This is a genomic window from Orlajensenia flava, from assembly GCF_004801905.1.
Classification (GTDB): Bacteria; Actinomycetota; Actinomycetes; order Actinomycetales; family Microbacteriaceae; genus Orlajensenia; species Orlajensenia flava.
In genome coordinates this window covers 16,249-39,717 of record NZ_SSSN01000001.1, presented here as the reverse complement: position 1 = coordinate 39,717, position 23,469 = coordinate 16,249, and the positions used below count along the sequence as shown (strand labels likewise).

Genomic DNA, 23,469 nt, shown 5'->3' with positions numbered 1-23,469 from the left:
ATCTGTCGGGGGTCGACTGGCTTGCCGACGATATTCGTCACGTCGCTGACGGGGAGCGTCCGCACGGCACGGCCGCGTCTGCACGTCGCGCCCGTCGGCTGACGGGAGGTCGTACGGTGACGGGAATAGCCCGCCCCGCCCGGCGTTGAACTATCATCGAAGCAAGAAACGTGCTCCGGGGTCGGTGAGAATCCGAACCGGCGGTGACAGTCCGCGACCCGCGCAAGCGGTTGACCTGGTGGAATTCCGGGACCGACGGTTAAAGTCCGGATGGGAGGATGCACGCGTCATCCGGTGTTCACCGAACCGCGGATGACGGATGTCGGCCATGCCGTGAAGCCCCGGAGTCTGAGATGGATCGGACCGGGATGAGCAGCGCACCGTTGGGCGAAGACGTGATCGTCGCCGCGATGCAGCACGCCATCCGACTGGCCGCGCGCGGTCCTGCGAGGGGCATCAACCCCCAGGTCGGCTGCGTCATCCTGGACGCCGATGGCGCGACGATCGCCGAGGGCTGGCACCGCGGAGCGGGAACACCGCACGCCGAGGCGGATGCCCTGTCGCGACTCGCCCCGGGTGCGGCGGAGGGGGCGACCGCCGTGGTGACGCTGGAGCCGTGCAATCACACCGGGCGCACCGGCCCGTGCTCGGAGGCGCTCATCGCGGCTGGCGTCGCCCGCGTGGTGCACGCCGTCAGCGACCCCAACCCGCGTGCAGCGGGCGGGGCGACCCGCCTCCGCGAGGCCGGTGTCGAGGTCGACGGCGGCGTGCTCGCGTCCGAGGTCGAGGATCTGCTCGGCGACTGGCTGACGACCGCCCGCCTGGGACGCCCCGTCGTCACCGTCAAGTGGGCATCGAGTCTCGACGGCCGGGCCGCGGCCGCAGACGGCAGCAGTCAGTGGATCACCGGTGCGCCGGCTCGTCACGACGTGCACGCCCGCCGTTCGGCCTCTGATGCGATCGCCGTCGGCACCGGAACAGTCCTGGCGGACGACCCCTCCCTCACCGCACGCGCCGCCGACGGTTCGCTGCTGGCCGACCAGCCCGTGCCGGTCGTCTTCGGGCACCGGGCCGTCCCCGCCGACGCCGCCCTGCGCCGCGGCGAGCACGAGCCCGTCCAGGTGACCGGCGACGACCTCGCGGCCGACCTCCGCGCACTGCACGATCGCGGCATCCGCTCCCTCTTCGTCGAAGGAGGCCCGACGCTCGCGAGCGCGTTCATCGCGGCAGGCCTCGTCGACGAGGTGCTCGTCTACCTCGCACCGGTCCTCATCGGCGGCCCGCGCCTCGCCCTGCAGGACATCGGCGTGGCGACGCTCTCTGCTGCACCGCGCCTGCGCATCGAGCGCATCCACAGACTCGGCGACGACCTGTTGGTCATCGCCGCCCCCGAGAAAGGTCAGTGACATGTTCACCGGAATCATCGAGCAGATCGGTCGCATCGATCGCGTCGACCGGGTCGGCGACTCGGCCCGCATCACCGTCAACGGCCCAGCCGTCGTGGACGGCGTGCGCCACGGCGACTCCATCGCGGTCAGCGGGGTGTGCCTCACGGTCGTCGAGTCGACCGAGACCAGCTTCACCGCCGACGTGATGGCCCAGACGCTGGCCATGTCGACCCTCGACGGCGCCAACGCGGGGCTCGCCGTCAACCTCGAGCGCGCCGCGCGTGTCGGCGACCGGCTCGGCGGCCACATCGTGCAGGGGCACATCGACGGCACCGCGCAGGTGCTCTCGGTGACGGATGGCGACGCGTGGCGCGTCGTAACCCTCAGCCTCGACGCCGCGCTGGCTCCCCTCGTCGTCGACAAGGGCTCGATCGCCATCGACGGCACCTCGCTCACCGTCAGCGCGGTCGGCGGCGGCTTGGACGATGGCTGGTTCGAGGTGTCGCTCATCCCCGAGACACTCGTCGCCACGACACTCGGCGAGCGCGTGGTCGGCGACCGGGTCAACATCGAGACCGACATCTTGGCCCGCCATGTCGAGCGGATGCTCTCGCTCGGCCTGCACAGCAGCATCCCGTCGTCGCTCGTCGACGACTCGAACCCGCTCGAGAGGAGCATCCGATGAGCCTGGCCACGATTCCCGAGGTCCTCGACGCCCTGCGCGCCGGCCGGCCCGTCATCGTCGCGGACGACGAGGCGCGCGAGAACGAGGGCGACGCCGTCATGGCGGCGGAGTTCGCCAGCCAGCAGTGGATCGCCTGGATGGTGCGCAACACCTCGGGCTACCTCTGCGCGCCGATGCCCGACGAGATCGCCGACCGGCTCGAACTGCCGCTCATGACGCAGCAGAGCCAGGACGACCGTCGAACCGCCTACACGATCACCGTCGACGCGGCCGACCGTCTCTCGACCGGCATCAGCGCGGCCGACCGCGCCCACACGCTACGAGTGCTTGCCGATCCCTCCTCCGAGCCGAGCGACCTCATCCGTCCCGGACACGTGCTGCCGCTGCGCGCGGTCGCCGGGGGTGTGCGGGAGCGCGGAGGACACACCGAGGCGACGGTCGACCTGCTCAAGCTCGCCGGACTTTCCCCCGTCGGCGTCATCGGCGAGCTCGTCGCGGACGACGGCGAGATGATGCGCCTGCGCGGACTCCTCGAGCTCGGCGAGCGCGACGGCCTTCCGGTCACGACGGTCGCCGCCATCGTCGCGTGGCTGCAGGAGTGGCACTGCGACACCGACGTGCCCGTCGTCGTGCCCATCCCCGAGACGTCTCGCGTCGACTTCGAGGTGGAGACCACCGTGCCCACCACGCACGGCCCGTTCCGCGTGCGCGCCTATCGGGACCGCCAGACCGGTGCCGACCACGTCGCGCTCGTCGCGGGTGATCCGTCGGCTCCCGGCGCGGTCGTGCGCGTGCACTCCGAGTGCCTGACCGGCGAGGCCTTCGGGTCGCTCAAGTGCGAGTGCGGTCCGCAGCTCGATGCCGCCCTCGACACCGTCCAGCGCGACGGCGGCGTCGTCATCTATCTCCGCGGTCACGAGGGTCGCGGTATCGGCCTCATCAACAAGCTCCGGGCCTACCGCCTGCAGGAGGACGGCTTCGACACGCTCGACGCCAACCTCGCGCTGGGACTGCCCGCCGATGCGCGCGACTACGGCGCTGCGGTGGCCATCCTGGAGGAGATGGGCATCGCCTCGGTGCGACTGCTGACCAACAATCCCGAGAAGGTCCGTCAGCTCGAGGCTCGCGGCGTCACGGTAACCGAGCGGGTGCCGCTCATCGTCGGCGTCGGCGCATTCAACGAGGGCTACCTCGAGGCCAAGCGCGACCGCATGGGGCACCTCATCCCCGGTGGTGGCGAGGACCAGATCACTGATTCGGCCGCCGAGCGGCTCCTGGAAGGACACGCATCATGAGCGGAGCAGGCTCCCCCACCCTCGACACCGACGGTTCCGGCCTCGACGTCGTGATCGTCGCCGGTTTCTGGCACGCCGAGATCACCGACGGACTCATCGCCGGCGCCGTCCGGGCGTTGGAGGCCGCCAGCGCGTCGTACCGGATCGTGCGGGCACCCGGCAGCTTCGAGCTGCCCGTCATCGCGAAGGCCGCCCTCGAGGCGGGAGCGGATGCGGTTGTCGCCCTCGGAGTGATCATCCGCGGCGGCACCCCGCATTTCGAGTACGTCTCGTCCGCGGCGACGGATGGCCTCACCCGCGTCGCTCTCGACACGGGCAAGCCTGTCGGCTTCGGTGTCCTCACCCTCGAGGACGAGCAGCAGGGGCTCGACCGGGCCGGACTGCCGGGCTCGAAGGAGGACAAGGGCGCGGAGGCGGCGGACGCCGCCATCGCCACGGTCCGAGCGCTGAAGGCGCTGCGCGGCTGAGGCCTGACGCCTCAGGGCTTCCAGACCATCAGCACCACCACCGCGACGAGCAGCACCGAGACGATCCCGCTGCCGGCCGCGATGCGTCCGTAGAAGTCGGTGGCCGCCTGCGCGACCGACGCAGTGCCGGCCGTCGCGGCTCCGCCGGCCGCGCCGGTGAGGTCCGGCGACCCGCTCAGCGCCCGAGCGGCCTTCTTCATCGACGGAACAACGACGGCCTCACTGACCACGGCGGCGGCCAGCCACAGGATGAGCGACCACAGCACCCACGGCGTCGTGACCGAGGTGCCGTACTTCGGGTCGCTCGTGCCCATCACCGCGAAGCCCAAGATGACCACGACGATCGACAGCCGCCCGAACACGGCGGTCGACGTGGCGAGCGTGGAGACCTGAGCGCCGCTCCCGGTGCGCAGCGCACGCAGCGCGGTCATCGGCAGGATCGCCAGCGGGCCGACGATGAACACGGCAGTCACGACGTGCAGAACATTGAAGAGCGTGTTCATGGCCCCAGCATAGGGGCGGCCCCTCGTGCGGCATCCGCTGATCCGCCGGTTCAGTCGAGGAACAGCACGCGCAAGCGCCGCGTGGTGAACACCAGGCCGAGCACGATCATCACGGCGTAGTAGAGCCCGTGCCAGAGGATGCCCACGTCTACGGCGCCGGTCGTGAGCGCCCGCACGATCTCGACGCCGTGCCAGAGCGGAAGGGCCTGGATGACGTGCTGGATCCATTCGGGGTAGACCGAGAGTGGATAGAACGTCGCCGAGAACAAGAACATCGGCAGCATGAGGAACGTGATCCAGTCCATCTGCTGGAAGGTCTTCATGTAGCTCGTCACGGCCATGCCCACGCTCGCGAAGCCGAAGGCGATCATCAGCACCGCCGGGAGCGCGAGCAGCGCCCACCATGACAGGTTGAGCCCCAGCACCTGCATGACGATGAGGAACCCGATGGCGTAGAGAGCGCCGCGCGCGAGCGCGAGCAGGATCTCGCCGGTCGCGACATCGAGAGGACCGAGCGACGTGGAGAGCATCCCCTCGTAGAGCCGAGCGAATCGCATCTTGAAGAACACATTCCAGGTCGAGTCGTAGACGGCTCCGTTCATCGCGGCCACGGCCAGCAGCGCCGGGGCGATGAACGCCGCGTACGAGACCTGCTCGCCGGTGGTCGTCGTCACCCGTCCCACCAGCGCGCCCAACCCCACCCCCAGGGCGAGCAAGTAGAACACCGGCTCGAACAGTCCGCTGAGGATCACCAGCCAGTTGGTGCTGCGTGTGGCCTCCCAGCCGCGCAGCATGACCGAGCGGGCGTTGCCCGCGTAGAGGCTGCCGACGCCGCGTCGGCCGGGCGCCGATGACAGGGACTCCTGCCGCACGGGCGCGCTCACTTCTCCAGCCTCCGCACGGCGATCCGTCGCGACAGCACCCAGCCGAACACGGCCAGGCCGACGAGCACGAGCACGTGCACCGCCGTCAGCCACACCGGCTCCGCGTAGCCATAGGTCGCCACTCGTGCGAGTTCGGTGCTGTGCCAGAGCGGTGAGATCCATCCGATCCACTGCAGCCAGAGCGGGAACTGGGCGAGCGGGAAGAACGTGCCGGAGAACAGCGTCATCGGAAGCACGATGAACCGCATCACCATCGCGATCTGCCCGGTGTCGTCCTCCAAGGTCGAGGTGTAGCTCATCAGCATCGTGCCGAAGGCGAGACCCCCGAGTAGACCGGCAAGGATCGCGAGGAAGCCCGTCGCGGACGGCACCGCCCCGAACACGAGCATCAGCAGGTAGAACAGCACCATGTTGACCGTGAGTCGCACGACGACGGAGACGATGACGCCGTCGACGATCTGGTGCGGCGTGATGGGCGAGGAGTGGATGCCGGTGAAGGTCGGGTTCCACTTGTAGCCGAGGAAGACGGGATAGCTGAACTCCTCGGTGGCCGCCGTGATACCCGCACTCGCGAGCAGTGCCGGTGCGACGAAGACGAGGTAGCTGACGCCGCCGATGGTGGTTCCACTGGCGTCGACGATGGTGGCGAGGCCGACGCCGAGCGCGTAGAGGTAGAGCACGGGCGAGCCGATGCCTGCGACGACGACCGTCCCGGTGTAGCTGCGCATCACCCGGAACCGGTGCTCGGCGACGTACCAGAACCCCCAGCGTCGCGGTCGAGTGGCTGCGGCGATGGCGGCCTGCGCATCCGTGCGGGTCTCGAGCGCGCTCACGGACGATCGCTCATTCGATGAGGCTCCGCCCGGTGAGGCGGAGGAAGACGTCTTCCAGGCTCGAGCGTCGCACGAGGCTCGTGACGGGTCGGAGTCCGGCTTCCGTGATGCGTACGAGGTCGGCCTCGCCGCTGTCGGTGTAGACCAGGATGCGGTCGGGCAGCACCTCGACGCGCTCGCCGATGCCGTGCAGTTGCTCGGCCACCGCCGCGTTGCGATCACTGCCGAACCGCACCTCGAGCACCTCCCGCGTGGAATAGCGGCGGATGAGTTCGGCCGGCGTCCCCTCGGCCATGATCACGCCCTTGTCGACGACGACGAGCCGATCGCAGAGCTGCTCGGCCTCATCCATGTAGTGCCTCGTCAGCAGCAGGGTGGTGCCCTGCTCCTTGAGCCGGAAGAGGCGGTCCCAGAGCACGTGCCTGGCCTGCGGGTCGAGCCCCGTGGTGGGTTCGTCGAGCAGCAGGATGCGCGGATCGTTGATGAGGGCACGGGCGATGGTGAGGCGGCGCTTCATGCCTCCCGACAGCGCGTCGACCTTGGCCTTGCCCTTGTCCTCCAGCTGGGCGAACGCGAGCAGTTCGTCGGCACGGGCGGCGACCTGCCGCCGGGGCAGCCCGAAGTACCGGCCGTACACCAGCAGGTTCTCGCGCACCCGCAGCTCGGTGTCGAGGTTGTCGGCCTGAGGGACCACGCCCAGCTGCGAGCGGATCTCGGGCCCGCTGCCGTCGGGGTCGAGGCCCAGGATGCTCAGCTCGCCGCTCGTGCGCGTCGAGACGGCGCCGACCATGCGCATCGTCGTCGACTTGCCCGCACCGTTCGGCCCGAGCAATCCGAAGGACTCGCCGGCGGCCACCTCGAACGAGATGCCGTCGACGGCCGACAGCTCGCCGTAGGTCTTGACGAGGTCGCGGGCGACGATGACGGGCTCTGGCACGGTGAAACGCTAACGCATGCCGCCGACGCTCCGGGCGGCGCTTTCCTCGGCGAGAGCCGCGTCGGGCGACGATCACCCCTAACATGAGCGGATGGAGCACTCCCCCGTCCGCATCAGCGATGAGGTGCGCGCAGCGGCGGCCGACGGCCTGCCCATCCTGGCGCTGGAGTCGACGATCTTCACGCACGGACTCCCTCATCCCCGCGGACTCGAGACCGCGCTCGCGGCCGAGGCATCCGTGCGCGGCGCCGGGGTGGTGCCGGCGACGATCGGCGTCGTGAGAGGCGTTCCCACGGTCGGCCTGACATCCGACGAGATCGAGCGCCTGGCGGCGACGGATGCGGCAAAGGTGAGCGTCCGCGACCTGCCGCCGGCCGTACTACGACGCCTCGACGGCGGCACGACTGTCGCCGCGACGGCGTGGCTGGCGCATCGGGCCGGCATCCGAGTGTTCTCCACCGGCGGACTCGGCGGTGTCCACCGCGGCGCCAGCGAGACTTTCGACGAGTCGGCCGACCTCGGCACGCTGGCCAGAACCCCCATCACCGTCGTCAGCGCCGGGGTGAAGTCGATCCTCGATGTCGCAGCGACCCTCGAGCGCCTCGAGACCCTCAACATCCCCGTGGTCGGCTACCGCACCACCCGATACCCCGGCTTCTACGTCGCGGACTCCGGCCACGCGGTCGAGTACAGCGTCGACAGCGCGGAGGAAGCGGCCGAGCTCGCCCGCATCCGGGACGCCCTCGGCCTCGAGTCCGCGGTGCTGATCGCCAACCCCGTCGCCGCCGACCGCCAGCTCGACCCCGTGTTGCACGACCGCGTGCTCGACGAGGCTCTCGCCGCTGCCGGCTCGGCCGGGGTGACGGGGCACGACATCACCCCGTTCCTGCTCGACCACCTGCAGCGGGCGACCGGCGGCGAGAGCCTCGAGGTCAATCTGGAGGTCTACCGCGGCAACGTGGCCCTCGGCGCCGAGATCGCCCGTGCCATCGCCGGCTGAGCGGTCGGGCCGCGCGCTCGCCGTGATCGGCGACATCGTCGAGGACGTCGTCGTCTGGCTCGACGAGCCCATCCGCCCGGCGACCGACACGGCATCGCGCGTCTTCCGGGCCCGCGGGGGCAGTGGCGCGAACGTCGCGGCCCTCGCAGCGGCATCGTGGCCGACACGGTTCATCGGATGCGTCGGGCGGGACGCGGCGGGCGACGCTCTCGCCGCCGAACTCGCCCGTCACGGGGTCGACGCCCGACTGCAGCGCACCGGCAGCACGGGCACGGTGGTGCTGCTCGTCGACACGGAGGGCGAACGCACGATGTTCCCCGACCGCGGGGCAGCGGGGCTGCTCGATGCCGTCGACCCCGCCTGGCTCGACGGCATCGCTCACCTGCACGCCCCGAGTTACGGCTTCGCCGGTGAACCGATGCGCTCTGCCGTCCTCGACGCGCTGCACGTGGCGCGATCCACGGGAGCCAGCCTCTCGATCGACGCATCGTCGACGGGGCTCATCAACGCACTCGGTGTCGATGCCTGCCTGCAGAGACTCGCCGACATCGCCCCGGACTACCTCATCGCCAACGCCGAGGAGTCCGCCCTACTGGGCATCCGGCCCGGACGGAGCCTCCCGGTGCCCGAGCGCACCGTCGTCATCGTCAAGAACGGCCCGCGACCGACCGCGATCCTGCGCGGGACGGATGTCACCCACGTCGCGGTGCCACCCGTCACCGGCATCCGCGACCTGACCGGCGCCGGTGACGCGTTCGCCGCCGGGTTCCTCACGGCCCTCCTCGGCGGCGCATCGCCCGAGGTGGCGTGCCTATCGGGCCACGGCCGGGCCGCATCCGTCCTCGCCAGTCCGGGGGCGTCCACCCGCTCCGCCGTGTGAAGGCGACTCGCCATCGATGTGAAGGCGAGCGGGCGTCGAGCACCGGACTGGCGCGAAACGACGAGGCCGGCGCCTTCACACGGCGGGATCGCGTCAACCTGAGTTGACTCTCAGGATCAAGTCAACTATGGTTGACGACATGGACGTCACCACTATTCACACCCTCGCCGCCAGCGCGGGAAGTGACGACCCCATCGACGCACTTCGCGCCATCCATCGCCTGCACCGTGAACTCGACCGTGTCGAGGCCATCGCCGTCCGCCGCGCCCGCACCGCCGGTGCGAGCTGGCAGCTGATCGCCCTCGCCCTCGAGGTCACCAAGCAGGCCGTGCACAAGAAGTACGGCCGCGCCTGAGCGCAGCCCCGAACGGCGGCCGGCATCGGCCCGCCGCGCCCGAACAGGAAGACACCATGAGCGACACCTCCACGCGCACGCGCGGACTCGGCCGGCGCAAGGCCACGGACGGCCCTCGGGCGACGTTCTCGCAGCTACTCCCCTACCTCTTCGAACACAAGAAGGTGCTCGGCATCGTCGTCGCACTCAGCGTCGTCGGGGCAGCGGCGAGCCTGGCCCAGCCCCTGCTCGTGAGCCGCCTCATCACGCGTGTGCAGGCCGGGGTGGACCTCGGCAACCTCGTCGCCCTGCTCATCGCATTGGTCGTGGTCGCGGCGCTCATCAGCGGCTACCAGCACTACCTGTTGCAGCGAACGGGCGAGTCCGTGGTGCTCTCCAGTCGTCGACACCTGGTCGCCCGCATGCTGCACCTGCCCATCGCGGAGTTCGACCGGCGCCGCACCGGCGACCTCGTCTCGCGCGTGGGCAGCGACACCACGCTCCTCCGCGCCGTCCTCACGCAGGGTCTCGTCGACAGCATCGGCGGGGCACTCCTGTTCGTCGGAGCGCTCATCGCGATGCTCGTCATCGACCCTGTTCTGCTCGGAGCGACCGTGCTCGTCATCGCGGTCTCCGTGGTGGTCGTCGTCCTGCTCTCCCGGCGCATCCGCGAGGCGAGCCTCGTAACGCAGGAAAAGGTCGGCGATCTCGCATCCGGCGTCGAGCGCAGCATCAGCGCGGTGCGCACGGTGCGAGCCGCCGGAGCGACCGACCGTGAGATCGCCGCCGTCGAGGCCCACGCCGTCGGAGCCTACGACGCCGGCGTCAAGGTCGCCCGCATCTCCGCGCTCGTCGTGCCGGTGGCGGGGATCGCCCTGCAGGTCTCGCTGCTCGTGGTGCTCGGACTCGGAGGCTTCCGCGTCGCGTCGGGCGCACTGACCATCGGCAGCCTGGTCGCGTTCATCATGTTGCTCTTCATGCTGATCTCCCCGCTCGGCCAGGCGTTCGGCGCACTCACGTCGGTCAACTCCGCGCTCGGCGCACTCGGCCGCATCCAGGAGATCATCGAGCTCCCGTCCGAGGACGCCATCGACCGCGACATCGCGCCGCTGGCCATCATCATCGGCCCGGCGAACGCCGCCGTGCGACCCGAGGCCGACGCCATCGAATTCGTCGGTGTGTCGTTCTCCTACCCCTCCACACCGGTGATCGCCGAGCCGGCCGCCGTGCCGGGGCGCGACCCGCTCGCCGCCCTCGACGAGATAGTCGACGATGCGGAGAGGCGGGGAACGGATGCCGTCGCCGCCCACTCCGGCGACGCTCCGGCCGGGGTGCGACCCCCCGTCCTCGACGGTGTATCGTTCGTCGTGCCCCGCGGTCGCCGCACGGCCCTCGTTGGCCCGTCGGGCGCCGGCAAGTCGACGATCCTCGCACTCATCGAACGGTTCTACGACCCAACGGCGGGCGAGGTGCGTCTCGGCGGGCTCGACATCCGCTCGCTCGACCGTGGCGACCTCCGCGCGCAGATCGGCTACGTCGAGCAGGATGCTCCGGCGCTGGCCGGCTCGATCCGCGACAACCTCACCCTCGCGAGCCCGGAGGCCAGCGACGAGGACTGCATCGCGGTACTGCGCGCCGTCAACCTCTCGGAGGTGCTCGATCGCGACACCGCTGGGCTCGACGCGCCGGTCGGCGAGGACGGCGTCATGCTCTCCGGCGGCGAACGTCAGCGGTTGGCGATTGCTCGCGCTCTCCTCGCAGCCCCGCCGATCCTGCTGCTCGACGAGTCGACCTCGAGCCTCGACGGCGTCAACGAGCAGCTGATGCGCGACGCGATCGATGCCGTGGCCGAGAACCGGACGCTCATCGTGATCGCGCACCGCCTCTCGACGGTCGTCGACTCCGACAGCATCGTCGTGCTCGACCACGGCCGGGTGATCGGCACCGGGACCCACTCCGAGCTGGTGGAGAGCACGCCGCTCTACCGGGAGCTCGCCCGCCACCAGCTGCTGGTCTGAGCCGTACCGTCCAGGCGAGCGCACTCGCCACGACGCCGCGGCTCACGCTGCTTGAACGGACGGATGCCGACGCCTCGGCAGCAGCATCCGTCCGATCGAGCAGCGCAACGAGCGCACGGGCCACCGTGCGGGCTCAGGCCTCCTGCTGCGCCAGGTGGTAGCGGATGCTCGCCAGTTCCGAGCGCAGTGCGGCGGGCACCCGGGAGCCGAAGAGCTCGAAGTACTCCTCCGTCATCCGGCACTCCTCGAGCCACGAGGTCACGTCGACCTCGAACAGCTGCTCGAGCGCCTCATCCGTCAGGTCGAGACCCTCGACGTCCAGCGACCCGGCGGCCGGGAGCAGCCCGATGGGAGTGAGATCTGCATCCGCAGCACCCTCGAGCCGGCGCACGATCCACTCGATCACCCGCGCGTTCTCGCTGAACCCGGGCCACAGGAATGAGCCGTCGTCGCCCTTGCGGAACCAGTTCACCTGGAAGATCGCCGGGGCGTTCTCGCCGAGCGTGCGACCCATCCTGACCCAGTGCGCCCAGTAGTCGGCCATGTTGTAGCCGCAGAACGGCAGCATGGCGAACGGATCGCGCCGCAGCTCCCCGACGGTCCCCTCGGCCGCAGCGGTCTGCTCGGACGAGATGGTCGCCCCCATGAAGACGCCGTGCTTCCACGAGCGGGCCTGGGCGACCAGCGGAACGTTGGTGGCCCGTCGCCCTCCGAACAGGATGGCGTCGACGGGCACCCCGCCGAACTCCTCCCAGTCGTCCGCCATCGACGGGCACTGGGCCGCCCCGACCGTGAACCGGGAGTTGGGATGTGCTGCCGGTCGTCCGGAGCCGGGCGTCCAGTCCCGCCCCTCCCAATCGATGAGGTGCGCCGGGGGCGCATCCGTCAGGCCCTCCCACCAGACGTCGCCGTCATCGCGCAGCGCCACGTTCGTGAAGATGGTGTTGCCCCACAGCGTCTGCACGGCGGTGGGGTTGGTCGACTCGCCCGTTCCGGGAGCGACGCCGAAGAAGCCCGCCTCGGGGTTGATCGCGTAGAGCCGGCCGTCGTCACCGGGACGCATCCAGGCGATGTCGTCGCCGATGGTCTCGACCTGCCAGCCCGGCAGCGACGGACGCAGCATCGCCAGGTTGGTCTTGCCGCACGCCGACGGGAACGCCGCAGCGATGTGGTAGCTGCGACCCTCGGGCGACGTCACCTTGATGAGCAGCATGTGCTCCGCCATCCAGCCCTCGTCTCGAGCCATCACCGACGCGATTCGCAGCGCGAAGCACTTCTTGGCCAGCAAGGCGTTGCCGCCGTATCCCGAGCCGAACGACCAGACCTCGCGCGAGTCGGGGAACTGCACGATGTACTTGTCCTCGTTGCAGGGCCAGTCGGCGTCGTCACGACGGAATCCGCGATCGTCGCGCAGGGGGTAGCCAACGCTGTGCACAGTGCGCACCCACGGCTCGCCCGCCTCGATCTGCCGGTACACGCGATCGCCCATGCGGGTCATGACCCCCATCGAGAGAACGACGTACGGCGAATCGGTGATCTCCACGCCGAGCTGCGAGATGGGGCCGCCGATCGGGCCCATCGAGAACGGCACGACGTACATCGTGCGTCCCCGCATCGAACCAGTGAACACATCGGTGAGCTCAGCCCGCATCTCCCGCGGGTCGCGCCAGTTGTTGGTGGGTCCGGCGTCCTCCTCGTAGGTGGAGCAGATGAACGTGCGGTCCTCGACGCGCGCCACGTCACCGGCATCCGTGCGGGCGAGGTAGCTGTTCGGCCGCCACTCGGGGTTGAGCCTGATGAGCTTGCCCTCGGCGACCAGGAGACGAGTGAGCCGGTCAGCCTCGCGGAGCGACCCGTCGCACCAGACGATGTCGTCGGGCATCGTGATCGCCGCGATGTCGGCCACCCAGGAGCGCAGGCCGCGATCGCTCGTACCGCTCGCATCCGAGCGAGAGGATCCGGTGGATGCTGTGCCGGTGGGGGTCTCCGAGATGGTCATGGTGGCCTTTCTGTCGCCGGTTCCCCTTAAGCCTGCGAGACTTTCGGCGGCGGCAGCAGCCCGGTCACCCGTTAAGAATCGCCGAAGTTTCGGTATTGTCAATTCATGACGCCTCGCACCTCCGAACTGGCGACCCTCGGACACCGCATCCGCCACTTCCGCGGGGAGCGCGGCCTCACCCTGGACCAGCTCGGCGAGCGCGTCGGCTTGGCCGGCAGCCAGCTCTCCCTCATCGAGAACGGCAAGCGCGAGGCGCGCGTCGGAACGCTCCAGGCGATCGCCGGAGCGCTCGAGGTCGAGCTGGCGACGCTGCTTGCCGCCGAACCGCCCAACCCGCGGGCCGCCCTCGAGCTCGAGTTCGCCGCGGCTCAGCGATCGCCGTTGTACGCCTCGCTGGGGCTGCCGGCCGTGAGGCCCGGGCGCGGCATGCCCGACGAGGCCCTCGCCGCGGTGATCGGGCTGCACCGCGAGCTGCAGCGCCGCGCCTCCGAGGCGATCGCCACGCCCGAGGAGGCGCGCCGGGCCAACACGGAGCTGCGGGAACGGATGCGCGAGCGCGACAACTACCTCCCCGAGATCGAGCGGCTCGCCGAGCAGCAGGTGCGGTCCGCCGGACACCGCAGTGGCGCCCTCACCCACCGGGAGGTGAGCGTGATGGCGGAGCAGTTGGGCTTCCAACTGCTCTACGTGAACGACCTGCCCGACTCCACCCGCTCCATCACCGACATCGCCAACGGCCGCATCTACCTGCCTCCTGCGTCGATCCCCGGGGGCCATGGTCTTCGCTCGATGGCTCTACAGGCGATGGCCCACCGTCTCCTCGGCCACGAGCGACCCGCGAGCTACGCCGAGTTCCTGCAGCAGCGGTTGGAGATCAACTACTTCGCCGCCTGCGCGCTCATGCCGCTCGAGGCATCCGTCGCCTTCCTGTCCGCTGCGAAGAAGGACAAGCGCCTTGCCGTGGAGGACTTCCGCGACGCGTTCGGCGTGACCCACGAGGCAGCCGCGCTCCGGTTCACCAACCTGGCGACCGTGCATCTCGACATGCGCATGCACTTCCTGCGCGTGAGCGGCGATGGCGCCCTGCTCAAGGGCTACGAGAACGACGGCATCCCGTTGCCCACCGACGTCACCGGCTCCATCGAGGGCCAGTGGGTGTGCAAGGAGTGGAGCGCGCGCAGCGCCTTCACCCACACCAATCGCACGACCGAGTTCTACCAGTACACCGACACCCCGGCCGGCACGTTCTGGTGCGCCACGCAGACCGGTCGTGCCGACGCTGCACAGCGCGCATCCGGGTCGGGCGAGTACTCCATCACGGTCGGCGTGCCGTTCGCGGATGCCAAGTGGTTCCGCGGACGGGAGACCACCGTGCGGGCGGAGTCGCGGTGCCCCGACGAGTCCTGCTGTCGACGTGCTCCGGCCGGGCTCGCCGAACGCTGGGCAGGGCAGGCGTGGCCCAGCGCTCGCCTGCATGCCCAGATCCTCTCCCCTCTGCCATCGGGAACCTTCCCGGGAGTTGACGACGCCTCGGTCTACGAATTCCTGGAGGCCCACGCCACACCGTGAGGCTTGTCCGTTGCATTAGTGTGTATCACACAGTATGGTGTGACACATGGATCGGGACGACGCCTCAGCCGGGCACCTTCAGGAGCTGCGTCGAGGAACCGTCGTGCTCGCGTGCCTGCTGCAGCTGCGGACGCCCGACTACGGATACTCGCTGCTGACCCGCCTCGACGCCCTCGGCTTCGTGACGGATGCCAACACGCTCTACCCTCTCTTGCGTCGCCTGGAGGCGCAGGGCCATCTCACGAGCGAGTGGAACACCGACGAGGCGCGGCCTCGCAAGTTCTACTGCACCAGCGGGGCGGGCGAGCTGCTCGCCGCCGACCTCGTCGAGGACTGGAAACGTCTCGACGCCTCCGTCACGAGCCTCGTCCGAGGAGACCGATCATGACCACTCTCACCGACCGCTACGTCTGGGCCGTCGTCCGCACCGCACCCGAGAAGCAGCGGCGAGAACTCGACCGGGAGGTGCGCGCGCTCGTCACCGATGCGACGGACGCGCACGCCAACGCCGGCGATCCCGAGCGCGAGGCTCTTCTCGAGCTCGGCGACCCCGAACGGCTCGCCGCGACCTACCTCGACCGACCGCTGGCTCTGATCGGTCCGCGCACCTACCTCGTCTACATCCGGCTGCTCAAGGTCCTGTACACGATCGTGTTGCCCATCGTGTTCGTCGCGAACCTCGCCGTGCAGGTGTTCGTCGCCCCGTCGTTCGGCGGAGCGCTGGGGGCGGCGATCGCCGTTTCCGTGAACGCAGCGGTGCACCTCGGCTTCTGGCCCACGCTGCTCTTCGCCGTCATCGACCGGCTGCCCGCATCGCGCCAGCCCGACTTCGGCTCCTGGTCCCCCGACCGCCTCCCCGACCTGCCCTCGCGTCCGCGCGAAGAGGTCGGCGAGCTCATCGGCACCGTGGTGTTCGCCGTGCTCGCCATCGGCGCCCTCATCTGGCAGCAGCAGGGCACCCTGTTCCGTACGGACGACGGATCGGGCATCCCCTTCCTGAACCCGAGCCTGTGGGGATTCATCCTGACGTGGTCGATCGTCCTGGCCGTCGCGTGGAGCGCGTTCGCCCTCGTGGTCTACCGGCGGGGCTGGACGACGACGATGGCGAGCATCAACGTCATCCTCAACCTGGCGTTCGCCGTCCCCGCGATCGTGCTGCTGACGCAGCGCACCGAGCTGGTCAACCCGGCCTTCGCGGACGCCGCCGGATGGCAGCTCGATGCGGCGACGCAACCGTGGGTCGTCCCGACGCTCGTGATCTCATCCGTTGTCATCGTCGTGGTCTGCGGCTGGAACTGCGTCGACGGATTCCTCAGGGCCCGACGGGCCGCGCGGGCTACTTCGGCGCCATCCTGATCGCTCCGTCCAAGCGGATGGTCTCTCCGTTGAGCAGCGGATTCTCGATGATGTGCCGGGCGAGAGCGGCGTACTCCGCGGGCGTGCCCATGCGGGAGGGGTGCGGGATCGACTCCTCCAGCGCTCGCTGCACGTCTTCGGGCATCCCGGCCATCATCGGCGTCTGCATGATGCCGGGGGCGATCGTGGCGACGCGGATGAGCAGCTTCGACAGGTCCCGCGCGAGCGGCAGGGTCATCGCCGCAACGGCACCCTTGGACGCGGAGTAGGCGGCTTGGCCGATCTGACCGTCGAACGCCGCGACGGAGGCGGTGTTGACGATGACGCCGCGCTCCGCCGTCGCGGGGATGCCCGGGAGGCTTTCGGCATCCGTCGGCTCGTTCGCGGCCATCGCGGCGGCGGCCAGGCGGGCGACGTTGAATGTGCCGACGACGTTGATGCGGAGGGTGCGTTCGAACAGGTCGAGCGGATGCGGACCCTCCCTCCCGACCGTGCGCGACGCCGTGGCGATGCCCGCGCAGTTGACGGTGATGCGGAGCGGCGCGAGTGCGACGGCCGCTTCGACCGCCTCGCGCACCTGCGCCTCATCCGTCACATCGGCAGGAGCGAAGACCGCCCCGATCTCGTCGGCGACCGCCGCCCCCGGCGACGACGGCAGGTCGACGATGACGACCCGTGCTCCCGCCGCGATGAGCACCTCCGCCGTGCCGCGCCCGAGTCCCGAGGCGCCTCCCGTCACGATGGCTGAGCATCCGTCGATCCGCATCTCTACATCCTCTCGATGATCGTGGCATTGGCCATTCCGCCGCCCTCGCACATGACCTGCAGCCCGTACCGGCCGCCGGAGTCCTCGAGTTCGCACACCAGCGTGGCCAGCAGGCGCGTGCCGCTCGATCCGAGCGCATGCCCGAGGGCGATGGCTCCTCCCCGCGGGTTCAGCCGGGCGGGATCTGCTCCGGTCTCAGCGAGCCAGTACAACGGAACGGATGCGAACGCCTCGTTGACCTCGTAGGCGTCGATCTCCTCGATGCGCATGCCGGCTCGCGTGAGGATGCGACGGGTCGCCGGCACGACGCCGGTCAGCATCATCACGGGGTCGCTTCCGGTCACGGCGAAGGACGAGAAGCGCGCTCGCGGCGTGAGCCCGAGGGCATCGGCCCGCGCCGCGCTCATGATGAGGGCGGCGGATGCGCCATCCGTCAGCGGAGAGGAGTTGCCGGGCGTGATTCGCCAGTCGATCTCGGGAAAGCGCTCCGCCAGCGCGTCGGTGCGGAAGGCGGGCGTGAGGCCGGCGAGCCCCTCCGCGGTGGTCGACGCGCGCACCGTCTCGTCGACGAGGCCGTCGACTCCCGGGACGGCGATCACCTCGCGGGAGAAGGCGCCGGATGCCTCCGCCGCCGTTGCACGCCGATGCGACTCGGCGGCGAACGCGTCGAGAGCCTCTCGCGAGAGCTGGTGGCGCGCAGCGATCAGCTCAGCCGACACGCCCTGGCTCACCAAGCCGTCGGGATAGCGCTCGTGCATGCGCTCGCCGGAGGGCGACGCCCCTGCGAGCGACGAGCCGAGCGGGACGCGGCTCATCGACTCGACGCCGCACGCGATCACGATGTCGTAGGCACCCGCGAGCACGCCCTGAGCAGCGAACGTCGCGGCCTGCTGGCTCGAGCCGCACTGCCGGTCGATGGTGGTGGCGGGGACGCTGTGCGGGAAGCCGGCCGACAGCACGGCGTTCCGCACGACGTTGTAGCTCTGCTCGCCGATCTGGCTGACGCACCCGCCGATGACGTCGTCGACCTGCGCGGGGTCGATGCCGTTGCGTTCGACGAGCGTCGCCAGGACGCCGGCTAGCAGGTCGACCGGGTGAACGCCGGACAGCATTCCGCCGGGCTTGCCGCGGCCGCTCGGCGTGCGCACGACGTCGACGATGACGGCGTCCCTCATCATGGCGGCGACCTCAGGCGAACGGATCGGGCGTGAGGGTGTACTTCACATTGAGGTACTCGTGAATTCCCTCGAGGCCGCCCTCGCGCCCGATGCCCGACTGCTTGACGCCGCCGAACGGGGCGGCAGCGTTCGAGATGACGCCCATGTTCAGGCCCATCATGCCGGTCTGCAACCTCTCGATCATGCGCTGTCCGCGGGCGAGGTCGCGCGTGTAGACGTAGGCCACCAGACCGAACTCGGTGTCGTTGGCGATCCGTACGGCCTCGTCCTCGTCGGCGAAGCGCACGATCGACACGACGGGTCCGAAGATCTCGGTGGTGAGGATGTCGCTGCCCGGCACGACATCGGTGACGACGGTCGGCTCGTAGAACGTGCCCACCCCTTCCACGCGCTTGCCGCCGGTCGCGAGCGTTGCACCGCGCTTCACGGCATCCTGCACGAGCTCGTCCGCCTTGTCGACGGCGTCCTCGTCGATGAGCGGTCCGATCTGCACGCCCTTCTCCGTTCCGCGGCCGATGCGCATCGCCTTCACCTTCTCGGTGATGCGCTCGGCGAACGCGTCGGCCACCGACTCGTGCACGATGAACCGGTTGGCCGCCGTGCAGGCCTGGCCGATGTTGCGGAACTTGGCGAGCATGGCTCCGTCGACGGCCTTGTCGAGGTCGGCGTCCTCGAAGACGACGAACGGCGCGTTGCCGCCGAGCTCCATCGACGTGCGCAGCACACCCGGGGCGGCCTGCTCGAGCAGCTTGCGGCCGACCTCCGTCGATCCGGTGAACGAGAGCTTCCGCAGTCTCGGATCGGCGATGATCGGACCGGAGACGGCGGACGACGACGAGCTCGTGACGATGTTGACCACGCCCTTCGGCAGGCCGGCCTCCTCGAGCAGCCCGACCACGAACATCGTCGTGAGCGGCGTGAGCTGGGCCGGCTTGACGATGACGGTGCAGCCGGCGGCGAGCGCCGGGGCGATCTTGCGAGTGGCCATGGCCAACGGGAAGTTCCACGGCGTGATGAAGTAGCACGGCCCGACCGGGTGCTGCGAGACGATCATGCGTCCGGTGCCCTCGGGATTCACGCCGTAGCGGCCGCTGATGCGCACGGCCTCCTCGCTGAACCAGCGCAGGAACTCGCCGCCGTATGCGACCTCTCCCGCCGCCTCGGCGAGCGGCTTGCCCATCTCGAGCGTCATGAGCAACGCGACGTCGTCCTTGCGCTCCTGGAGAAGATCGAATGCCTTCCGGAGGATCTCGCCGCGCACGCGAGGGGCCGTTGCGGCCCAGTCGTCCTGCGCCGCGACGGCAGCGTCGAGCGCGCGCATCGCATCCGCGGCCGACGCATCCGCGATCGAGAGCAGGACGTCGCCGGTCGCGGGATCGCGCACGTCGAAGGTCTTGCCGCCCTCGGCATCGACCCATTCGCCGCCGATGAACAGTTGGGTCGGCGCTGCGGCCAGCAGTTCGGACTCGGTGGTATCGGCCATCGGTTGCTCCTCGATCGCGTGCTGCTCGATTGCGTCATGCTGGGTGCGCGCGGCGGATGGCACGGCATCCGTCGGCGATGATTCGACCCTACCCGCGTGGGCCGCGATGAGAGCCCTTCTCCTCTAGACCCCCTCGCCCGACGATCGCAAGGGGTGCCCCGCGCGGGCGCACGGGCCTATCGTGGTGCCGGTTCGAAGGAGAACGGCATGACGACGACGGCGTCCCAGACCATCACCACCGACATCCCGGCACGGATGGATCGTCTGCCGTGGGCCAGATGGCACTGGCTGGTCGTCATCGGTCTCGGCACGGTCTGGATCCTCGACGGCCTCGAGGTGACGATCGTCGGCTCGATCGCCGGTCGGCTCACCGAGAAGAGCAGCGGACTCGGGCTCACGACCGGCCAGATCGGCCTGGCGGCGGCGATCTACGTCGCTGGCGCGTGTTGCGGTGCCCTCGTGTTCGGCTATCTGACCGATCGGTTCGGCCGCAAGCGGATGTTCATCATCACGCTGGGCCTCTACCTGCTGGCCACCGTCGCCACCGCCTTCTCGTTCAACCCGCTGTTCTTCTTCGTCTGCCGGTTCTTCACCGGAGCCGGCATCGGCGGGGAGTACGCCGCCATCAACTCCGCCATTGACGAGCTCATCCCGGCCCGGCATCGCGGCACGATCGACCTGGCCATCAACGGCTCGTACTGGCTCGGGACCGCGTTCGGCGCCGTGCTCAGCGTGTTCCTGCTCAACACCGCCATCTTCCCGCCCGAGCTCGGCTGGCGGCTGGCCTTCGGGCTCGGGGCGGTGCTGGGACTCACCATCCTCCTGGTTCGCCGCAACGTCCCCGAGTCGCCCCGCTGGATGTTCATCCATCGCGACCTGCGCGCAGCCGAGGAGATCGTCGACGGCATCGAGAAGCAGGTGGAGTCCTCGACCGGCAAGGACCTGGACAAGGTCGACCAGACCATCAAGGTCACCCAGCGCAAGCGCACAGGCTTCGGTGAGATCGTCAAGGTCGGAATCACCAAGTACCCCAAGCGCTTCGTCCTCGGCCTCTCGCTCTTCATCGGCCAGGCCTTCCTCTACAACGCCGTCTTCTTCACCTACGCCCTCGTGCTCACCAAGCTGTTCCACGTCCCGGATGACATCGCGCCATGGTCGCTTCTGCCCATCGCCGTCGGCAACTTCCTCGGTCCGCTGCTGCTCGGGCGATTGTTCGACACCATCGGCCGCAAGGTGATGATCTCGGGCTGCTACATCGGCTCGGGCGTGCTGCTGGTGGGCACGGGCATCCTCTTCCAGGCCCGCATTCTCGACGCGGTCACCCTGACCATCGCGTGGGTGATCGTGTTCTTCTTCGCCTCGGCGGGAGCCAGCGCCGCCTACCTCACCGTGAGCGAGATCTTCCCGATGGAGACCCGCGCGATGGCGATCGCGTTCTTCTACGCGGTGGGCACGGGACTCGGCGGCATCATTGGCCCGATCCTGTTCGGCCAGTTCATCGGTCAGGGCATCGATGCGGTCGCCTTGGGCTACTACATCGGGGCCGGACTGATGATCGCCGCCGGCCTCGTCGAGGTGTTCCTGGGCGTCAACGCCGAGGGACGATCACTCGAGGACATCGCCACGCCGCTGAGCGTCGACGCGAACACGAGCGAGGACGGCGGCAAGGGGTAATCTCGACGACGACGGAAGGACACCCGAATGCCCACGAGCACCGTTCAGCTGCGCCGCTACGACCTCAAGCCCGACCTCGTCGACGAGTTCCTGACCTGGTTCCCGAGTCGGCTGGTGCCCGCGCGCGAGGCGCACGGCTTCGCCATCGAGTTCGCATTCGTCGACCGCGACCGTGCCGAGTTCATCTGGGCGGTGAGCGTCGACGGGGATGCAGAGCACTTCGGCGAGGTCGAGAAGACCTACATGGCCTCCCCGGAGCGCGATGCGGCGTTCGCCGGGGTCACCGGATGGACCGACGCGGCCACGATCTCTCTCGTCGAGCGGGTCGCCTGACCCATGCCCCGCACCGTCCAACTGCGGCGCTACACGGTCACGCCCGAACTCGTCGACGAGTTCCTCACCTGGTGGAGCGACCGACTCCTGCCGGCACGGATCGCCTTCGGCTTCACCCTCGAGTTCGCCGTCATGGACCGCGCGTCGTCCGTGTTCACCTGGGCGGTGAGCCTGCCGACGGATGCCGCAGGCTTCGTCGCACAGGACGAGGAGTGGGCGGTCTCCCCCGGCCGCATGGATGCGCTCCGCGGCACCCGGCAACGCGTGGTGGCAATGGAGAACACCCTCGTGGAGAAGCTCGGCTGACGGGAATGCCACGGCGCGCCCCCCGCTTGAGACAAGGGTGACCACTGCGCAGGCATCCGTCGGTTTCCGCTCCGAACGCGGACCGGTGCTCGTAGCCCTGATGCTCTCGACGGGTCTCATCGCCATCGACGCGACCATCCTGGCCACTGCCGTCCCCTCGGTCGTCAAGGAGCTCGGCAGCTTCACCCAGTTCCCCTGGCTGTTCTCCGTCTACCTCCTGGCGCAGGCGGTCTCGGTGCCGTTGTATTCGAAGCTCGCCGATACCGTCGGACGCAAGCCCGTCATCCTCGTCGGAGTCGGCCTGTTCCTGCTCGGATCCGTGCTGTGCGGGTTCGCGTGGAGCATGCCCGCCCTCATCGCCTTCCGCGCGGTGCAGGGACTCGGCGCTGGAGCCGTCGCTCCGATGTCGATGACGATCGTCGGTGACATCTACACCGTCGCCGAGCGCGCCAAGGTGCAGGGCTACATCGCGAGCGTCTGGGCGGTCGCCTCGGTGATCGGCCCCGCCCTCGGAGGGCTGTTCAGCCAGTTCGTGTCGTGGCGGTGGATCTTCCTCGTCAACATCCCGCTCTGCCTCGTCGCGGGCTGGATGCTGTGGAGCACGTACCACGAGCAGGTTCAGCGCCGGAAGCATCGGCTGGACTTCGCCGGGGCGGCCCTGCTGACCGGTGGCCTCACGCTGATCATCCTCGGCCTCCTCGAGGGCGGCAACGCGTGGGCGTGGGGGTCATGGCAGAGCCTCGGATGTTTCGTGCTCGGGGCGCTGGCCCTCCTCGCCTTCACCTTCGTCGAACGGCGGGCGGCGGAGCCCGTGCTCGACCTCAGTCTGTTCTCGCGCCGACTCATCACGACGACCACCCTGGTCTCGATCGGCGTCGGTGCCATCCTCATCGGGGTGACCAGCTACATCCCCACCTACCTCGAGAACTCCATCGGCGTCGTGCCCCTCGTCTCGGGCGCTGCGGTCGCGGCGATCACGCTGGGATGGCCGTTGTCGGCTTCGCAGGCCGGCCGACTCTACCTGCGCCACGGATTCCGCTTTACCGTCCTCGTCGGCGGAGTCATCACGCTCGCCGGCACGGTCCTGCTGCTCACCCTCGCGCCCTTCCCGAACCCGTGGACCATCGCCGGGGCATCCTTCGTCATCGGCTTCGGCCTGGGCTGGGTCGCAGCCCCGAGCCTCATCGCGGCGCAGTCATCCGTCGACTGGGGTGAACGGGGCGTCGTCACCGGCCTGAACGCATTCGCCCGTTCGGCCGGAAGCGCGGTGGGGGTCGCCGTGTTCGGTGCGATCGCCAACACCATCTTCCGCACCGGTGGCGGCGAGCAGGATCCGCACACGGTGGAGGCAGCGGCAGGTGCCGTGTTCGTGGCGGTCGCGGTGACGGCAGCGCTCATGCTGATCGCCGCGCTGGCGATGCCACCGTCGCGCGTGGAGGATGTCGAGTTCGCGCCCTCCGCCCCGGCGTCGGACTGACCTCGACGCCAGCCCGTCCCGTCCGACGGAACCCCGGCCCCGCCCCATCGTCCAACTGGACCCCCCTCCCGTCCGTCCTCCAACCGGACCTCCCTCCCGTCCGC

Annotated in this window: 23 protein-coding genes and 1 riboswitch; of the genes, 15 read left to right on the top strand and 8 right to left on the bottom strand. The window is 69.6% G+C overall.

The features are described 5' to 3' along the window. Window positions 1-167: 167 nt before the first annotated feature. Window positions 168-287, top strand: a riboswitch (FMN riboswitch). Window positions 288-368: 81 nt separating this feature from the next. Genes ribD through ribH form a run of 4 tightly spaced genes read left to right on the top strand, consistent with a single transcriptional unit; the run spans window position 369 to window position 3,835 of the window. Continuing rightward, complete coding sequence (gene ribD, locus E6C70_RS00190) at window positions 369-1,406, top strand: bifunctional diaminohydroxyphosphoribosylaminopyrimidine deaminase/5-amino-6-(5-phosphoribosylamino)uracil reductase RibD (protein WP_235833206.1); 1,038 nt, start codon at window positions 369-371, stop codon at window positions 1,404-1,406. 1 nt (window position 1,407) lies between these two features. After that, a complete protein-coding gene (locus E6C70_RS00185; protein WP_136421097.1) occupies window positions 1,408-2,073 on the top strand; it encodes a riboflavin synthase in 666 nt (221 codons plus the stop codon). After that, on the top strand, window positions 2,070-3,368 hold the full coding sequence (gene ribA, locus E6C70_RS00180; protein WP_136421095.1) for a GTP cyclohydrolase II: 1,299 nt from the start codon (window positions 2,070-2,072) through the stop codon (window positions 3,366-3,368). The genes E6C70_RS00185 and ribA overlap by 4 nt, the downstream gene beginning before the upstream one ends. Continuing rightward, window positions 3,365-3,835, top strand: a complete 471-nt coding sequence (gene ribH / locus E6C70_RS00175; protein WP_136421093.1) for a 6,7-dimethyl-8-ribityllumazine synthase — start codon at window positions 3,365-3,367, stop codon at window positions 3,833-3,835. Before ribA ends, ribH begins: the two co-directional genes overlap by 4 nt. Before the next feature lie 11 nt (window positions 3,836-3,846). On the opposite strand, the gene E6C70_RS00170 is transcribed toward ribH, so the two are convergent. The 4 genes from E6C70_RS00170 to E6C70_RS00155 are packed head-to-tail and all read right to left on the bottom strand — an operon-like array spanning window position 3,847 to window position 6,992. Then, window positions 3,847-4,338 carry a DUF2269 family protein gene (locus E6C70_RS00170; RefSeq protein WP_136421091.1) on the bottom strand — a complete coding sequence of 164 codons (492 nt, stop codon included), beginning with the start codon at window positions 4,336-4,338 and terminating at the stop codon, window positions 3,847-3,849. 50 nt (window positions 4,339-4,388) lie between these two features. Next, window positions 4,389-5,222, bottom strand: a complete 834-nt coding sequence (locus E6C70_RS00165; RefSeq protein WP_235833205.1) for an ABC transporter permease — start codon at window positions 5,220-5,222, stop codon at window positions 4,389-4,391. Next, complete coding sequence (locus tag E6C70_RS00160; protein WP_136421089.1) at window positions 5,219-6,055, bottom strand: ABC transporter permease; 837 nt, start codon at window positions 6,053-6,055, stop codon at window positions 5,219-5,221. Before E6C70_RS00160 ends, E6C70_RS00165 begins: the two co-directional genes overlap by 4 nt. 10 nt (window positions 6,056-6,065) lie before the next feature. Further along, the gene (locus E6C70_RS00155) at window positions 6,066-6,992 is read right to left on the bottom strand and encodes an ABC transporter ATP-binding protein (protein WP_136421087.1); all 927 of its coding nucleotides are present in this window, start codon (window positions 6,990-6,992) and stop codon (window positions 6,066-6,068) included. Window positions 6,993-7,083: 91 nt separating this feature from the next. Between E6C70_RS00155 and E6C70_RS00150 the strand changes: the two genes are divergently transcribed. The 4 genes from E6C70_RS00150 to E6C70_RS00135 all read left to right on the top strand — a co-directional run bounded on the left by E6C70_RS00150 (window position 7,084) and on the right by E6C70_RS00135 (window position 11,224). Continuing rightward, window positions 7,084-7,992: a pseudouridine-5'-phosphate glycosidase gene (locus E6C70_RS00150; protein ID WP_136421085.1), complete on the top strand. Its 909-nt coding sequence runs from the start codon at window positions 7,084-7,086 to the stop codon at window positions 7,990-7,992. After that, window positions 7,976-8,872 carry a carbohydrate kinase family protein gene (locus tag E6C70_RS00145; protein ID WP_136421083.1) on the top strand — a complete coding sequence of 299 codons (897 nt, stop codon included), beginning with the start codon at window positions 7,976-7,978 and terminating at the stop codon, window positions 8,870-8,872. Before E6C70_RS00150 ends, E6C70_RS00145 begins: the two co-directional genes overlap by 17 nt. A gap of 139 nt (window positions 8,873-9,011) precedes the next feature. After that, complete coding sequence (locus tag E6C70_RS00140) at window positions 9,012-9,227, top strand: hypothetical protein (protein ID WP_136421081.1); 216 nt, start codon at window positions 9,012-9,014, stop codon at window positions 9,225-9,227. A gap of 56 nt (window positions 9,228-9,283) precedes the next feature. Then, window positions 9,284-11,224 (top strand): ABC transporter ATP-binding protein, encoded by a 1,941-nt coding sequence (locus E6C70_RS00135; RefSeq protein ID WP_136421079.1) that lies wholly within the window; start codon window positions 9,284-9,286, stop codon window positions 11,222-11,224. A gap of 133 nt (window positions 11,225-11,357) precedes the next feature. Here the strand turns inward: E6C70_RS00135 and E6C70_RS00130 are convergent, their stop codons facing one another. After that, window positions 11,358-13,223 (bottom strand): phosphoenolpyruvate carboxykinase (GTP), encoded by a 1,866-nt coding sequence (locus E6C70_RS00130; protein WP_136421077.1) that lies wholly within the window; start codon window positions 13,221-13,223, stop codon window positions 11,358-11,360. Between the two features lie 105 nt (window positions 13,224-13,328). On the opposite strand from E6C70_RS00130, the gene E6C70_RS00125 reads away from it, so the two are divergent. The 3 genes from E6C70_RS00125 to E6C70_RS00115 are packed head-to-tail and all read left to right on the top strand — an operon-like array spanning window position 13,329 to window position 16,148. Then, entirely contained in the window at window positions 13,329-14,792 is a 1,464-nt protein-coding gene (locus E6C70_RS00125; RefSeq protein ID WP_136421075.1) for a helix-turn-helix transcriptional regulator, read from the top strand. Between the two features lie 46 nt (window positions 14,793-14,838). Next, the gene (locus E6C70_RS00120; RefSeq protein ID WP_136421073.1) at window positions 14,839-15,180 is read left to right on the top strand and encodes a PadR family transcriptional regulator; all 342 of its coding nucleotides are present in this window, start codon (window positions 14,839-14,841) and stop codon (window positions 15,178-15,180) included. Beyond that, on the top strand, window positions 15,177-16,148 hold the full coding sequence (locus E6C70_RS00115) for an HAAS signaling domain-containing protein (protein ID WP_136421071.1): 972 nt from the start codon (window positions 15,177-15,179) through the stop codon (window positions 16,146-16,148). The genes E6C70_RS00120 and E6C70_RS00115 overlap by 4 nt, the downstream gene beginning before the upstream one ends. Here E6C70_RS00115 and E6C70_RS00110 read toward each other — a convergent pair. The 3 genes from E6C70_RS00110 to E6C70_RS00100 are packed head-to-tail and all read right to left on the bottom strand — an operon-like array spanning window position 16,129 to window position 19,575. Further along, window positions 16,129-16,914 (bottom strand): SDR family NAD(P)-dependent oxidoreductase, encoded by a 786-nt coding sequence (locus E6C70_RS00110; RefSeq protein WP_136421069.1) that lies wholly within the window; start codon window positions 16,912-16,914, stop codon window positions 16,129-16,131. The two genes, E6C70_RS00115 and E6C70_RS00110, sit on opposite strands and share 20 nt — an antisense overlap. A 2-nt stretch (window positions 16,915-16,916) precedes the next feature. Continuing rightward, window positions 16,917-18,089: a thiolase family protein gene (locus E6C70_RS00105; protein ID WP_136421170.1), complete on the bottom strand. Its 1,173-nt coding sequence runs from the start codon at window positions 18,087-18,089 to the stop codon at window positions 16,917-16,919. Window positions 18,090-18,102: 13 nt separating this feature from the next. Continuing rightward, window positions 18,103-19,575, bottom strand: a complete 1,473-nt coding sequence (locus E6C70_RS00100; RefSeq protein WP_136421067.1) for an NAD-dependent succinate-semialdehyde dehydrogenase — start codon at window positions 19,573-19,575, stop codon at window positions 18,103-18,105. A gap of 207 nt (window positions 19,576-19,782) precedes the next feature. On the opposite strand from E6C70_RS00100, the gene E6C70_RS00095 reads away from it, so the two are divergent. The 4 genes from E6C70_RS00095 to E6C70_RS00080 are packed head-to-tail and all read left to right on the top strand — an operon-like array spanning window position 19,783 to window position 23,365. Continuing rightward, window positions 19,783-21,249: an MFS transporter gene (locus E6C70_RS00095; RefSeq protein ID WP_328590784.1), complete on the top strand. Its 1,467-nt coding sequence runs from the start codon at window positions 19,783-19,785 to the stop codon at window positions 21,247-21,249. Between the two features lie 27 nt (window positions 21,250-21,276). Next, window positions 21,277-21,582, top strand: coding sequence for a hypothetical protein (locus E6C70_RS00090; protein WP_136421065.1), 306 nt, complete (start codon window positions 21,277-21,279; stop codon window positions 21,580-21,582). 3 nt (window positions 21,583-21,585) lie between these two features. Then, window positions 21,586-21,888, top strand: a complete 303-nt coding sequence (locus tag E6C70_RS00085) for an NIPSNAP family containing protein (protein ID WP_136421063.1) — start codon at window positions 21,586-21,588, stop codon at window positions 21,886-21,888. A 37-nt stretch (window positions 21,889-21,925) separates the two neighbouring features. Beyond that, entirely contained in the window at window positions 21,926-23,365 is a 1,440-nt protein-coding gene (locus E6C70_RS00080; RefSeq protein ID WP_434056566.1) for an MDR family MFS transporter, read from the top strand. Window positions 23,366-23,469 lie beyond the last annotated feature (104 nt).

Coding starts and splice junctions, on each gene's coding strand:
- ribD (WP_235833206.1), top strand. CDS start 369: ATGAGCAGCGCACCGTTGGGCGAAGACGTGATCGTCGCCGCGATGCAG.
- E6C70_RS00185 (WP_136421097.1), top strand. CDS start 1,408: ATGTTCACCGGAATCATCGAGCAGATCGGTCGCATCGATCGCGTCGAC.
- ribA (WP_136421095.1), top strand. CDS start 2,070: ATGAGCCTGGCCACGATTCCCGAGGTCCTCGACGCCCTGCGCGCCGGC.
- ribH (WP_136421093.1), top strand. CDS start 3,365: ATGAGCGGAGCAGGCTCCCCCACCCTCGACACCGACGGTTCCGGCCTC.
- E6C70_RS00170 (WP_136421091.1), bottom strand. CDS start 4,338: ATGAACACGCTCTTCAATGTTCTGCACGTCGTGACTGCCGTGTTCATC.
- E6C70_RS00150 (WP_136421085.1), top strand. CDS start 7,084: ATGGAGCACTCCCCCGTCCGCATCAGCGATGAGGTGCGCGCAGCGGCG.
- E6C70_RS00140 (WP_136421081.1), top strand. CDS start 9,012: ATGGACGTCACCACTATTCACACCCTCGCCGCCAGCGCGGGAAGTGAC.
- E6C70_RS00135 (WP_136421079.1), top strand. CDS start 9,284: ATGAGCGACACCTCCACGCGCACGCGCGGACTCGGCCGGCGCAAGGCC.
- E6C70_RS00130 (WP_136421077.1), bottom strand. CDS start 13,223: ATGACCATCTCGGAGACCCCCACCGGCACAGCATCCACCGGATCCTCT.
- E6C70_RS00125 (WP_136421075.1), top strand. CDS start 13,329: ATGACGCCTCGCACCTCCGAACTGGCGACCCTCGGACACCGCATCCGC.
- E6C70_RS00120 (WP_136421073.1), top strand. CDS start 14,839: ATGGATCGGGACGACGCCTCAGCCGGGCACCTTCAGGAGCTGCGTCGA.
- E6C70_RS00115 (WP_136421071.1), top strand. CDS start 15,177: ATGACCACTCTCACCGACCGCTACGTCTGGGCCGTCGTCCGCACCGCA.
- E6C70_RS00110 (WP_136421069.1), bottom strand. CDS start 16,914: ATGCGGATCGACGGATGCTCAGCCATCGTGACGGGAGGCGCCTCGGGA.
- E6C70_RS00105 (WP_136421170.1), bottom strand. CDS start 18,089: ATGAGGGACGCCGTCATCGTCGACGTCGTGCGCACGCCGAGCGGCCGC.
- E6C70_RS00100 (WP_136421067.1), bottom strand. CDS start 19,575: ATGGCCGATACCACCGAGTCCGAACTGCTGGCCGCAGCGCCGACCCAA.
- E6C70_RS00095 (WP_328590784.1), top strand. CDS start 19,783: ATGACGACGACGGCGTCCCAGACCATCACCACCGACATCCCGGCACGG.
- E6C70_RS00090 (WP_136421065.1), top strand. CDS start 21,277: ATGCCCACGAGCACCGTTCAGCTGCGCCGCTACGACCTCAAGCCCGAC.
- E6C70_RS00085 (WP_136421063.1), top strand. CDS start 21,586: ATGCCCCGCACCGTCCAACTGCGGCGCTACACGGTCACGCCCGAACTC.